The organism is Enterococcus sp. DIV2453a (genome assembly GCF_050533535.1).
Taxonomy (GTDB): Bacteria; Bacillota; Bacilli; order Lactobacillales; family Enterococcaceae; genus Enterococcus; species Enterococcus faecalis.
This window is the reverse complement of record NZ_CP172899.1, coordinates 2129858-2143118: the sequence shown is the minus strand read 5'-3', so window position 1 is coordinate 2143118 and position 13261 is coordinate 2129858. Positions and strand designations below refer to the sequence as shown.

The 13261-nt window shown below is 37.1% G+C and carries 11 protein-coding genes and 1 riboswitch; of the genes, 6 read left to right on the top strand and 5 right to left on the bottom strand.

Translation table 11 applies throughout. From position 1 onward, the window contains the following. The first annotated feature begins 20 nt into the window (after positions 1-20). The 5 genes from IGK03_RS10370 (at position 21) to manA (ending at position 6830) form a co-directional block, all read left to right on the top strand. Complete coding sequence (locus IGK03_RS10370; protein WP_002374237.1) at positions 21-1748, top strand: ABC transporter ATP-binding protein; 1728 nt, start codon at positions 21-23, stop codon at positions 1746-1748. Continuing rightward, entirely contained in the window at positions 1745-3613 is a 1869-nt protein-coding gene (locus IGK03_RS10365; RefSeq protein WP_002356577.1) for an ABC transporter ATP-binding protein, read from the top strand. The genes IGK03_RS10370 and IGK03_RS10365 overlap by 4 nt, the downstream gene beginning before the upstream one ends. Before the next feature lie 161 nt (positions 3614-3774). Beyond that, entirely contained in the window at positions 3775-4644 is an 870-nt protein-coding gene (locus tag IGK03_RS10360; protein WP_002359617.1) for a VOC family protein, read from the top strand. Between the two features lie 129 nt (positions 4645-4773). Next, positions 4774-5817 carry a serine hydrolase domain-containing protein gene (locus tag IGK03_RS10355; protein ID WP_010776036.1) on the top strand — a complete coding sequence of 348 codons (1044 nt, stop codon included), beginning with the start codon at positions 4774-4776 and terminating at the stop codon, positions 5815-5817. A 41-nt stretch (positions 5818-5858) separates the two neighbouring features. Next, positions 5859-6830, top strand: coding sequence for a mannose-6-phosphate isomerase, class I (gene manA / locus IGK03_RS10350; protein WP_002356580.1), 972 nt, complete (start codon positions 5859-5861; stop codon positions 6828-6830). 54 nt (positions 6831-6884) lie between these two features. Here the strand turns inward: manA and IGK03_RS10345 are convergent, their stop codons facing one another. From IGK03_RS10345 to IGK03_RS10325, 5 genes are all read right to left on the bottom strand, one after another. Beyond that, positions 6885-7430, bottom strand: a complete 546-nt coding sequence (locus tag IGK03_RS10345; RefSeq protein WP_049095653.1) for an ECF transporter S component — start codon at positions 7428-7430, stop codon at positions 6885-6887. A gap of 2 nt (positions 7431-7432) precedes the next feature. Beyond that, positions 7433-8407, bottom strand: a complete 975-nt coding sequence (locus IGK03_RS10340) for a nucleoside hydrolase (RefSeq protein WP_049095655.1) — start codon at positions 8405-8407, stop codon at positions 7433-7435. Positions 8408-8484: 77 nt separating this feature from the next. Beyond that, a riboswitch (PreQ1 riboswitch) is annotated at positions 8485-8529 on the bottom strand. A gap of 114 nt (positions 8530-8643) precedes the next feature. Beyond that, a complete protein-coding gene (locus IGK03_RS10335) occupies positions 8644-9336 on the bottom strand; it encodes a type 1 glutamine amidotransferase (protein ID WP_002356583.1) in 693 nt (230 codons plus the stop codon). Continuing rightward, positions 9326-10678 (bottom strand): Mur ligase family protein, encoded by a 1353-nt coding sequence (locus IGK03_RS10330; protein ID WP_002400918.1) that lies wholly within the window; start codon positions 10676-10678, stop codon positions 9326-9328. Before IGK03_RS10330 ends, IGK03_RS10335 begins: the two co-directional genes overlap by 11 nt. Before the next feature lie 205 nt (positions 10679-10883). Next, positions 10884-11522, bottom strand: coding sequence for a helix-turn-helix transcriptional regulator (locus IGK03_RS10325; protein ID WP_002381503.1), 639 nt, complete (start codon positions 11520-11522; stop codon positions 10884-10886). A 403-nt stretch (positions 11523-11925) separates the two neighbouring features. On the opposite strand from IGK03_RS10325, the gene ssnA reads away from it, so the two are divergent. Then, a complete protein-coding gene (gene ssnA / locus IGK03_RS10320) occupies positions 11926-13260 on the top strand; it encodes a putative aminohydrolase SsnA (protein WP_430602290.1) in 1335 nt (444 codons plus the stop codon). Position 13261 lies beyond the last annotated feature (1 nt).

The window sequence follows — 13261 nt, the reverse complement described above, 5'->3', positions numbered from 1 at the left end:
CAAAAAGGAGGAGAAGTTAGTTGATTAAACTAGTCAAACGGATGTCGTTATGGTCGGTCTTTGCAGCGGTTTTATTTATGATCGTGCAAATTATCGCAGATTTATATCTGCCCACATTAACATCTAATATCATTAATGACGGTGTCGCTAAAGGAGATATTAACTATATTTGGAGTACAGGAGTTGTCATGTTAGGCTTTTCTTTGATTAGCATTGTCGCTTCTATTGGAAATACCTTTTTTGCCACCAAAGAATCACAAAGTTTAGGTAAAAAATTACGGACTGATATTTATCGAAAAGTTGAAAATTTTTCTAATAATGAATTTGACAAATTTGGGACAGCTTCGCTAATTACACGAACAACCAATGATGTCAATCAGATTCAAATGGTTATGCAAATGTTTTTACGTTTAATGATTAACGCACCTTTAACGTTAATTGGTGCAAGTTTTATGGCGTATAACAAGGACCCACAATTAACGAAAATTTTTCTATATGTTTTACCAATTATGGCTGTTTTAGTGGGTGGTATCATGTTTTTAGCGGTTCCGTTATTTAAAAGCATGCAAAAGAAAACAGACCGTTTAAATTTAGTTTTTCGTGAAGGACTGACAGGGGTTCGTGTGATTCGGGCCTTTGGCAAAGCAAACTATGAAGAACAACGTTTTGATGAAGCCAATAAGGATTATACACAAACGGCGATTAAAGTGAATACGATTGTCGCTTTGATGATTCCTTTAATGACACTCATTATGAGTGGTACCAATATTGCAATCACCTGGTTTGGCGGTCATTATATTGCGGAAATGCAACTAGAAGTAGGGAACTTAATCGCCTTTATGACTTATGCCATGCAAATTCTGATGAGTTTCATGATGCTATCCATGATTTTTGTCATGGTACCGCGGGCGCAAGCTTCTGCTGATCGGATTAATGAGGTGCTAAATACTGATTCAGAAATCAAAGATGTACCCAATCCAGAACTACTCTCTCTAAAAGGCGACAAAGCAACATTGGCGTTTGAACATGTTAATTATCGTTACCAGCATGCTGAAAACTTAGCACTGGAAGATATAGATTTTTCAGCAAAATCTGGGGAGACGGTCGCAATTATTGGTGGGACAGGTTCTGGGAAAACAACGCTGGTTAATCTTTTACCACGTTTTTATGATGTTGAATCTGGCAAAATTTTGCTAAATGGTAAAAACATTAAAGAAACGTCACAGCATAATTTACGAGAAATGATTGGCTTTGTACCGCAAAAGGCTGTTTTATTTACAGGAACGATTCGTGAAAATATGCAATACGGCGCCCCAAATGCGACCGATGAAGAAATTTGGCAAGCCTTAGAAATCGCGCAGGCGAAGGCGTTTGTTTCAGAATTGGCAGAAGGTTTGGATAGTCATGTCGAACAAGGCGGCGGTAATTTTTCTGGCGGACAACGCCAGCGGTTGGCTATTGCTCGTGCTTTAGTAAAACCAGCAGATGTCTATGTTTTTGATGATTCCTTTTCTGCATTGGATTTCAAAACAGATGCTAATTTAAGAAAAGCCTTAAAAGAGCAGATGACGGATGCAATTGTCGTTTTAGTAGCCCAACGTGTAAGTACGGTTATGGAAGCATCGACAATTTTAGTATTAGACGAAGGGAAATTAGTTGGTAAAGGAACGCATGAAGAGTTATTAGCGAATAACCAAACGTATCAAGAAATTGTACATTCTCAATTGAGAGAGGAGGACCTTGCATGAGTAGTCGACCAAAAGGCGGACCAATGGGCGGGGGACCAGGACGTAACATTGGCGCAAAAGGGCCAAAACCAAAAAATTTCTGGAAAACAGTGAAACGTTTATTTCGGTACATGTCTAAACGAATGCTGTCAATTATTGCTGTCTTAGTATTAGCAATCGCAGCCGTCGTTTTCCAAATTCAAACACCAAAAGTATTAGGACAGGCAACAACTGAAATTTTTAAAGGCGTCATGAAAGGCGCTGCTGAAATGAAACAAGGCTTAAAAATAACTTCTTTTCCAATTGATTTTGACAAAATCGGTCAAATTTTATTAATTGTTATTGCCATGTACCTTATTTCTGCTGTCTTTAATTTCTTGCAGCAAGTAATTATGACACGTGTTTCACAGCGAACAGTTTATGAATTACGTCAAGAATTAGAAGCGAAAATGAACAAAGTTCCAATTTCCTATTATGATACTCATAGTAATGGGGACATTATGTCACGGGCAATTAACGACATGGATAATATTGCGAGTACTTTACAACAAAACTTAACCCAATTAATTACCAGTATCGTGACATTTGTGGGTGTACTTTGGATGATGCTGACCATTAGCTGGCAGTTAACACTAATTGCTTTAGCAACAGTGCCATTAAGTTTAATTGTTGTGATGGTTGTGGCACCTCGCTCGCAAAAACATTTTGCGGCTCAACAAAAAAGCTTAGGATTATTGAATAACCAAGTCGAAGAAACCTACGGTGGTCACGTAGTAGTAAAAAGTTTCAACCACGAAGAAAGTGATCAAGAAGTATTTGAAAAAGAAAATGAAAAATTATATCATGCTGGTCGCAAAGCACAATTTATTTCAGCGATCATTATGCCTTTAATGAACTTTATCAAAAATCTAGGCTACGTGTTTGTTGCAGTCCTTGGTGGCGTAAAAGTAGCGAATGGTATGATGGATTTAGGGGATGTCCAAGCATTTCTTCAATATACCAATCAATTTTCACAACCGATTACTCAAATCGCTAATTTAATGAATACAATCCAAGCTACGGTGGCTTCGGCAGAACGTGTCTTTGAAGTATTAGATGAAGAAGAAATGGTGGATGAACCTTCTGGCGTACCAGTGGAAACAGATAGTCCTTATCGTGTTTCTTTTGAACATGTTGCTTTTGGCTATTCACCAGAGAAATTATTAATGAAAGATTTCAATTTAAATGTTAAACCTGGGGAAATGGTCGCAATCGTGGGCCCAACAGGTGCTGGAAAAACAACCCTAATTAACTTATTGGAACGCTTCTATGATATTAGTAGCGGCAGCATCAAATATGATGGCGTAGATACGCGCGATTTATCTCGCGAAGAGTTGCGAGCACACTTCTCAATGGTTCTTCAAGATACTTGGTTGTTCACTGGAAGTATCTATGACAATATTCATTATGGTAATGACCAAGCGAGCGAAGAAGAAGTGATCCGTGCGGCGAAAGCAGCCCATGTGGATGATTTTGTCAGAAAATTACCAGAAGGCTACCAAACGATTTTAAATGAAGAAGCCAGCAATATTTCTCAAGGTCAACGACAATTAATTACAATTGCTCGAGCATTCTTAGCAAATCCAGACGTTTTAATTTTGGATGAAGCCACCTCAAGTGTGGACACTCGAACAGAAATACTGATTCAAGCAGCAATGAATCGTTTATTGGAAAATCGGACCAGCTTTGTAGTTGCTCATCGCTTGTCGACTATCCGTGATGCTGATACGATTATCGTTATGGCAGAAGGTTCAATTGTGGAAACAGGAACCCACGATGAATTAATGGCGAAAAACGGTTTTTATGCTGATTTATATAACAGTCAGTTTTCAGAAGAAGTAGCCTAAAAGGCGAAGCAAAAAATAGTAATTCATGATGAGGCTTCAGGAACCATAGTCGTAAAGACTGGTTCCTGAAGCCTTATTTTTTTGACAAAAAGTTGGCGAAATTGAAAAATTTCTATTTTCTTTTGAGAAAAACAGGATATTACTTGATGAAATAGCAAGAGATGTATAAAATGGGAGAGAAGAAAATGGAGGTAACAGAAAAAATGACTGAATTTCAATTAGAAAAAGCTGCGACATTAAAAACAATTGCCATTCGTGCGAAAAAAGTTGGCGAAATGGTCGACTTTTATAAAAAAGTAATGGGTTTTGTTTTAAAGTCAGAAGAAAATAACCTGTCTATCTGGGGTACACGTGAAGCAGGAACGCAATTATTAATTTTAGAAGAAACTAGAAAAGCCGAAGATTTTCATAATGAAGAAAAGCAAATGGCTTATTTTTCAATTAAAGTTCCTACGGAAAAAGAATTTTTACAAATTGCTCAACGAGTGCTTGAGCAAGACTACCCAATTGATGAAAGTTTCCAAATTGGCACACGACAAAGCATGTTCATTACTGATCTTGAAGGCAATCAATTTGAGATTTTTCACGATGAAGCAACAGCAAATTCGACTTCTGAAAAGCAACCAATTGTGCTTAAAGATCTTATCAGTGAGGACTTAGAGCCACATCAAGGGTTAGCCGCTGGGTCATATTTAGCGCATGTGCAATTAAAAACAAACAATCAAAAAGAAATAAAAGCATACTATGAGGAAGTTCTGGGTTTAAAACGCAATGAAAAAGATCAATTTGTTTTAGAAGATGGCAAAGCAACTATTGGATTCCAAAAACCTGAAACAAGTGAAGTGGATCAATTACCTGATCCACACTTAGGTTTAGATTTCTTTACCATTAAGCTCTCTGATCAAGAACATATTTTAGCAATGGAGCAACAATTAACGGCAAAAAATCAAGAGTTCTTTATTGACCAGAAAAAAGCGATTGTTACTGTGTTTGATCCAATTGGCTTGGAATGGTGGTTTGTCTTAAAATAAACGCTTAGACAGACAAAATAAGCTTGTTTTAGCAAGTCTGGAATAAAGTCGGAATAAAAGTTTAACGCTACTTTTGTTCGGGACTTATTCTAGACTTTTCCTTTAATATTAAAAATAGAAGGTGAAAAAATGTACGAAAAAACAAAGTGGAAAATTCAAAAAATGATGAAAAAAGGTGTTTTTTCGGGGGCTAGTTTTTGTTTCATTGAAGGTGAAAAAGAGGAGAGCAATTGTTGGGGACTCGCACAAATAAAACCCACCAAAGAACAATTAACCTCGGCCATGCTGTTTGATGTGGCTTCTTTAACCAAAGTAGTCGGCACCACCACCGTTATTTTGCAATTAGTGGAAGAAGGAAAAATTATTCTAGATCAATCATTACAAACTTATTATCCCTCTTTTCAAGATTCTAATATTACAATCCGGCATTTGTTGACACATACGGCAGATTTACAAGGCTATATTCCTAATCGTGATCAGATGAATGCCCAAGAATTAAAAGACGCCTACAATCATTCATTTCACGCAGGCAAAGCGATAGGTAAAAAAGTTGTTTATACAGATGCAGGGACTATTTTATTAGGCTTTATGTTAGAAGAAATGTTCCAGCAATCAATGATAGAAATTTTATCTGAGCGAGTATTGCTTCCTTTAGGGATGAACGAAAGTACGTTTCTACCAAAGAATCTTTTAAACTGTGTGCCAACAGAATTACATGAACAAAGAGGGTTGATTCGAGGTACAACCCATGATCCTAAGGCATTTGTTTTACGGGAACATGCAGGGAATGCTGGCTTGTTTAGCAATGTCTATGATTTAACAAAATTTGTTCGAATGTATTTAAATCGAGGCAGTTATCACAATCACCAATTCTTGAAAAAAGAGACAATTGATTTGTTACTAGTTAACCAAGTGCCAGCTGCAGATAAACCACGTTCTCTAGGCTGGGATTTTAAATATGATGTAGCTACGCAACGGCCATTATTATTCCATACAGGCTATACAGGCACTTTTTTGCTAATTGATGTGCAAAAACAATCAGCGTTTATCTTTTTATCTAATCGAGTCCATCCAGAGGACCACCGGAATACTTATATCGAAGAAAGAGATCAGTTGTTGGCAACCTATTTAAAAGAGAAATCATCAGTTTCAGATGAAATGACTAGTTTTTAGTGATATAATGAGAGCGAATTCAATTTGGGAGGTCACAGTCAATGCAAGAACCATTATTTTTACAACCTGTTTTTCAAGAAAAAATTTGGGGCGGCAATCGTCTACACACGCTATTTGGTTTCGATTTACCGAGCGATAAAATTGGTGAAGATTGGGCCATCAGTGCACATCCACATGGCGTTAGTACTGTTTTAAATGGCGAATTTAAAGGAAAAAAATTAGATGAATTGTGGGCAGACCATCAAGAGTTATTCGGCCATGCAGGTGGCGCTGTCTTTCCATTATTAACAAAAATTTTAGATGCTGAAGATGATTTATCCGTGCAAGTTCATCCTGATGATGCATATGGTCAAAAACATGAAGGCGAGCTAGGCAAAACTGAATGTTGGTACATTATTGATGCAGAACCTGGCGCTGAAATCATTTATGGACATCACGCGAAAACAAAAGAAGAACTAGCTGAAATGATTGAAGAAGGTCGTTGGGACGATCTTTTAAGAAAAGTACCAGTGAAAAAAGGCGATTTTTATTATGTACCAAGCGGCACTATTCATGCCATCGGCTCGGGTATTTTAATTTTAGAAACGCAACAAAGCAGTGATACTACGTATCGGGTTTATGATTATGATCGAACAGATGATCAAGGAAAGACCCGGGAATTGCATATTCAACAATCCATTGATGTGACAACCGTTCCGGCAAAGGATCCTGACCTCTCTATTCAACAAGAAAATCAAGGACAATCAAGCATTGTTACTTATGTAAAAACAGATTTCTTTAATGTTTATGAGTGGCGTGTCAGTGGGATTCTAAAAGTTAAAAAACAAGCACCTTATACATTAGCAACAGTTATTGAAGGTGTGGGTCGATTGATTACAGAAGATGCTGCAAAAGCAGATGTGGCTACTTTTGATTTGAAAAAAGGCGATAGCTTTATCTTTCCGACAGATATTCCGAGCTGGCGTTTTGAAGGTGATCTAACGATTATAGCTTCAGAACCTGGCAGTCGCTAAAAAAAAGAGGAGATCATCAACAGATGATTTCCTCTTTTTTAGCATTAAAACAGTTTATTTTGTTATAAAGGAACGTTTAGGTAAGACAGCGATAGCAGCTGTGACGATGATGACTGATAGCAAACGATCCCCGTAATCTGTTATCAATTGAACCAACAGGACGCTTGCTAACTGATTGAAGCCTAAACCATATAAAAATTGGACAATTATGCTGGAGCCAGCAGAAGTAATTCCACCAAATAAACAAACTGTGATTAAGGAAGAAATCACTGTTCCTGGTATCGTTAACCATAACGTTTTAAATGGTAATTTGGTTACTTTTAACTGCTGATGAAGGAGCAAACCTGCTAAAATTCCTGTGCAGAGTTGGACAGGTGAATAATACAGAGAAAAGATATCCGTTGTCAATCCAGTTAATAGACTTGTTAAAATACCTGTCAGTGCACCAAAGAGTGGGCCTAATAACGCACCTGTAAAAATAGTTCCCACGCTATCAAGATAAATTGGTAAACGAAGGAGTAACGCAATGGTACTGCCGAGGTAATTTAAAGCAACACTAAAAGCGATAATTGTAATGATTCGTGGTGTTATTTTTTTCATGGTTATCCCATCCTTAAATTTTTGAAATCTCTTTCGATCTCATCTATTTGTACATTTAAAAGAATGGATAGAAACTTCACGAAAAACTGTTGACTATCAACCGTAGTCAAGACATGACAATTAGCTGGTTGCTGCTGGAAATGATACTGATCGATCATTGATTGCCCCATAGCAATGCCGTCAGGAACAATTTGTCCGTAACTGGAAAAGCCTTGGCAGAGCGTAGGATAAATAAAATAAGCAACCGCTAAGGGATCGTTGATAACACACCCTAAAATACGTTCATATTTCCAATGAAAATCAAAATAAAATTGAGTAATCTCAGCGAGGTAATTCCCCATTTTGGGGTTGAGTCGTTGACAATAGTTGAGAATTGTTGGTGTAAAAACAATTTCTCGTGTGACATCTAAGCCGACCATCTCGATTTTTGCACCTAATTCCTCAAAAACCCAAGCTGCTGCATCAGGATCACACCAATAATTAAATTCTGCAACAGGAGAGCAATTGCCGTGGCTTTTAAAGGTACCACCCATTGAGACAAAACGTTGAAGATTTCGCCCCAGAAGAGGTTCTTTTTTTAAAGCCAACGCAATGTTTGTTAAAGGACCAAGGGCAATGATTGAACAATCGGTGGCTTGTTGAAAGGTTTGTGCTAAATAGTCAGCAGCGGAAAGCGCTTGTGCTTGGATTTTGCTAGTTCTGGGGAAATATGTTTCACCTAAACCATCCATGCCATGTGTATCTTGTGCACTAACAAATGGCCGTTTTAAAGGGCTAGCAGCCCCTTGGTAGACAGGAATATCTAAGCGATTAACTTTTTCTAAACATTTAAAAACATTTCCCACGCCAATTTCCACAGGGACATTTCCACAAACAACTGTAATCGCTTGGACATCTAGCTCTGGTGAAGCAAGTGCATACAAGAGAGCAAGCGTGTCATCAATTCCGGGATCACAATCAATAATTACTTTTTGCATTTTTTCCAATCCTCCTTTTTCGTTAACTGCAAATGATAACTCTTGTTAAAAAAGCTATGACTTGAGTTAGTATTGAGAGATACTTAGTTTTTTATTCTGGGAAGTTTCCGAACCAGTCCGAGAAATTCTCGATTTTAAATGCACCTCTTTATCTTACTATATTTTGTAAAGATGTAAATAGTTGTCGGAGAAATGAAAAAGAATCTAGCCCTATATGTAGGAACTAGATTCTTCTTTTATTTATAAAGCGTTTCAGGAATAGCGATCGGTTCACCATATTTTTTCTCTAAAGCGGTCCGAATTAACCGAATCCCTAGATTTTTGTTGCGTGCTAAGATTGGACCGTGGAAGTAGGAGCCAAACACATTTTTATAGACAACGCCTTCGCCATTATCTTGACCGTTATTGCCTTTGCCTTGTTTGACTGTTCCTAAAGGTCGTTCACCTTCGCCTAAAAAAGTCATGCCGTTATGATTCTCAAAACCATAATACGTTTCATCAAATTCTTCATTATAAATTTCGATATCACCAATGAAACGATTGTTGTCTTGGCTCAAAGTGTAATGATCTAATGCACCGATTCCTTTAATTTTTTCGCCTTGTGCGCCGACATAGTAATGTCCTAGAAGTTGATAACCACCACAGATAGCTAACAAGACGCCGTCATTTTCAATATAAGAAGTCAAAGCTTCTTTTTTATTCTGAATGTCTTCTGAGATGATCAATTGCTCGAAGTCTTGACCGCCACCAACAAAGACTAAATCATATTTTTCGGGATCAAACGGTTCGTAGATACTGATAATTTCTGATCGGAAGGTAACGCCCATTTTTTCGGTTAAATATTTAAGCATCAATAAATTTCCGTTATCTCCGTAAGTATTTAATAAGTTGCCATATAAATGACAAACGACTAATTCTTTAGACACCATTCATTCCCCCTTGAATATACCCTTGGGCTGTTAATGATTTTCTTAATTGCAAAACAGCAGTATAGGTTGCCAAAATATAGACATAATCTGTCGGCAACGTTTTAATTTCTGAAATTACTTGCTCCAAATCAGGAATTTCTAGTAATTTTTCTTCAGGAATACCCGCAACTTTTAAACGCAAGGCCATATCTTCATGGCGATCACCACCAGCAATTACTTTTGGAATGTCCATATCAGCAAAGGCTTCATGATTACCATCCCAAATCCAACTGACATCAATTCCATCTGCATAATTGGCATTTAATAATGAAACCAGCGAGAAAGAGTAAGGGGCTAAGCCCATCATATCAATGACCTGATTTAAACCAACGGGATTTTTTACTAAAACTAACGTACATTCTTTATCGCCAACTTTAATAGTTTCTTGACGCCCAAAAACTTTTTCATCATAAGCTAAGCCTGCTCGGATTTTATCTGGTGCCACCTGATAATATTCTGCTACCGCTGTGGCCGCTAGCGCATTATAAACATTATACATCCCACCAACAGCAATGCCGTATTCTTCGCCATCAATCACAAAATCAGCAGATGTATTATCCATCCGGACCATCTCCGTTAACTGCACATCCAACTCAGGCCGTTTGAAGCCACAATTTGGACAATAGTAATCACCTAAATTAGCATACGTAATCATTTTATAATGAAGAATATGATTACATTTTGGACATAAAACCCCATCTGTATTGTAATGAGCCAATTGCTCTTTCGGTGGTAAATGATTAAATCCATAGTATTTGCGAGGATTTACAGTTTCTTTTGAATTAAAAATTGGCGAATCACCATTGCACAAAATAGTTGCTTCAGGAGCAGCAGCGGCGCCTTCCATAATTAAGCGATACGTCGTATAAATTTCACCATAGCGATCCATTTGGTCGCGGAAAATATTCGTAAAAACAAATAATTTTGGTTGAATATATTTAGTGACACGGCTTAAACTTGCTTCATCAATTTCTAACACCGCAAATTTCTTTTGTCCTTTTTTCGCCTTGGCATTTAAAAAAGTAGAGACAATTCCTTGCTCCATGTTAGCACCCGTTGGATTTGTTAATACCTCATCAAATTCTTGGCGTAAAATGTTAACAGTTAAAGCAGTTGTCAATGTTTTGCCGTTCGTTCCAGTGACTACGACAATTTCATAGTCTTTTGCCAATGTATCTAAAATTTTAGGATCGATTTTTAGGGCTAATTTCCCTGGGTAGCTACTGCCGCCTTTAAAAAATGTTTGTAAAACCCATTGCGAAGTTTTTCCTGCAGCAATTGCTAAATGACTTCGAATCCCCATTTGTTGTCCCCCAATTTCTATATCTTTAATTTTTCGTTATTTTAAATTAAACTCAATCTATCATACCATAACTAAAATAAAAAATTAATTCCTTTTACTTTTTCTTACTATTATTTAAAAAGTCTTTTAGAAAAAGTAGAATAGTGAAGGAAAAAAGAGAATAGACGACTTGTCTTAACAACAAATCGTCCATCGATTTCCATTTTTATTTCGCATCAATATAACTGTATAGCGTATATTTAGAAATATTGAAGAAGTTAGAAACTTTGTCCCCAGATTTAGTGACTAAGAAGGCGCCTTTATTATTTAAAAATTGAATACACTTGATTTTATCGTCCTTCGTCATTAATGGGACCGGCTTGCCAACTAATTTGACTGATTCGTGAATTAAATCGTCTAACAACTCATTAACATCCTGAGGAATGTAATCAGGGTCTTTATCTTCTTCAGGTTCTGCAGTGGAAATCAAAGATTTTAAGTTCGACTCTGCAGCAATCAATGTAGTGATGTCGTAGTTAATAGCAAAAATACCATCGAGTTGACCATTCTCATCTTTAAAATACATTGTACTAGATTTTAAAATACGACCATCATGGGTGCGGGTCAGATAGTTAATATGATCATTCAACTCACTAGGGTCTTTTTTTAAGGCTTCTAAGACTACTTGAGAAGGTCCATCGCCCAGATGACGAGAAGAGACATGACCATTTTCAATGGAAACAATAGAATTGTTAATATTGTCTTCATTGATTTGGTGGATAACGACTTCGCAGTTTTCCCCAAATTGACCAGCTAAACCTTTAGCAATTTGTGTTAAAAAAGTAAGTTTTTCGTCGGATAACATAAATAAGCTCCTTTCTAATGTGCCTGGCACAAACAGTTTTTATAAGATTGTGTCAAATTTAACATAATATTTTTAAATGGAATAGGCAGGGCTAAATCCTTTAATGTCGCATACTACCTGTTCTGAAAAATAATGATAGCATGATAAAAATAATAATACAAGATAACGGCTGTCAAAATTCTAAAAAATATTTTTTAGGTAGCATTGTTTTTTTTAAGGTAAGGTGATATACTTTAATTAAGTTAATGAGTTCGTTAGTAAAAAAATGCAAGCGCTTCAAATGCTTTTCGTAAGGAATGTAGATTAGCAAAGCTAATCAAGCTATATTCGTGAATGATTGAGCGATTGATTTGTAAGCGTTTGCCACTTGTGGGGAATAGGTTGAAAAATAGGAGGAGAATACATGTTATTAATTGGAAATGGGCGTTTAATCACTCGGGATGCGCAGAATCATTTTTTTGAAAATGGGTGTGTGGCGATTGATGGTCAAGTTGTGAAACAAGTCGGAACGACAGAAGAATTAAAACAAGCTTATCCAGAAGCGACATTTATTGATGCTAAAGGTGGAGTGATTATGCCAGGCTTTATTAACATGCACAATCATATTTATAGTACCTTTGCACGTGGGTTAAGTTTAACGAATTATCATCCTAAAAATTTCATGGATATTTTGGTAGATCAATGGTGGCGAATTGATCGTGCCTTGACATTAGAAGACACTTATCAAAGTGGTAAGGTTGCTTATTTAGATAGTATTCGCAACGGTGTTACAACTGTCTTTGATCATCATGCTAGTTACGGAGAAATTACAGGGAGTTTAACCCAATTATCTAATGCAGCGGACGAGTTAGGGATTCGGACCTGCCTTTGTTATGAAGTTTCTGATCGCGATGGTGAGCAGAAAATGCGGGAAGCAGTTCAAGAAAATGCCGCCTTTATTAAAGCCAGTTCCTTAAGAAATGATGATATGCAAAAAGCGATGATGGGTATGCATGCAGCCTTTACTTTATCAGATGCTTCTTTAGAATTATGTGCAGCCAATACGCCAGATGGGATTGGTTATCATATTCATATTGCAGAGGATTTAGCCGATGTTCATGATTCTTTGAAAAAATATGGGAAGCCGATTGTGAACCGATTATTTGATTTAGGAATTTTAGGAAAACAGACAATGGCAGGCCATTGCATCCATATTGGACCTCATGAGATGGAATTACTAAGAGATACAGACACAATGGTGGTCACGAATCCAGAGTCGAATATGGGGAATGCGGTCGGTTGCCCACTTGCAATGCGCATGTTTAATGAGTATGGTATTTTGATGGGTCTTGGCACAGATGGTTATACGAATGATGTGACGGAATCTTATAAGGTAGGAAATGTTATCCACAAACATCATTTAGCTGATCCAAATGCGGCTTGGGCAGAAATTCCCACAATGCTGTTTGATAATAATCCGCAAATGGCTAATCGCTATTTTAAAACAAAGCTAGGCGTTTTAGAACCTAATGCAGCAGCAGACGTCATTATTGTTGATTATCATGGCCCGACACCAATGACAAAAGAGAATTATAACATGCACATTTTATTCGGTATGAATGGTGGGATGGTCACTGACACGGTGATTAATGGAGAAATTCGGATGCGTAATCGTGAAGTTCAAGGAATTGATGAAGAGAAAGTTTGGCATGATGCGCAAACGCAAGCACAATCTTTCTGGAAACGAGTAAATCAATAGC

Coding starts and splice junctions, on each gene's coding strand:
- IGK03_RS10365 (WP_002356577.1), top strand. CDS start 1,745: ATGAGTAGTCGACCAAAAGGCGGACCAATGGGCGGGGGACCAGGACGT.
- IGK03_RS10340 (WP_049095655.1), bottom strand. CDS start 8,407: ATGCAAAAAGTAATTATTGATTGTGATCCCGGAATTGATGACACGCTT.
- IGK03_RS10355 (WP_010776036.1), top strand. CDS start 4,774: ATGTACGAAAAAACAAAGTGGAAAATTCAAAAAATGATGAAAAAAGGT.
- IGK03_RS10330 (WP_002400918.1), bottom strand. CDS start 10,678: ATGGGGATTCGAAGTCATTTAGCAATTGCTGCAGGAAAAACTTCGCAA.
- manA (WP_002356580.1), top strand. CDS start 5,859: ATGCAAGAACCATTATTTTTACAACCTGTTTTTCAAGAAAAAATTTGG.
- IGK03_RS10345 (WP_049095653.1), bottom strand. CDS start 7,430: ATGAAAAAAATAACACCACGAATCATTACAATTATCGCTTTTAGTGTT.
- IGK03_RS10335 (WP_002356583.1), bottom strand. CDS start 9,336: ATGGTGTCTAAAGAATTAGTCGTTTGTCATTTATATGGCAACTTATTA.
- IGK03_RS10360 (WP_002359617.1), top strand. CDS start 3,775: ATGTATAAAATGGGAGAGAAGAAAATGGAGGTAACAGAAAAAATGACT.
- ssnA (WP_430602290.1), top strand. CDS start 11,926: ATGTTATTAATTGGAAATGGGCGTTTAATCACTCGGGATGCGCAGAAT.
- IGK03_RS10325 (WP_002381503.1), bottom strand. CDS start 11,522: ATGTTATCCGACGAAAAACTTACTTTTTTAACACAAATTGCTAAAGGT.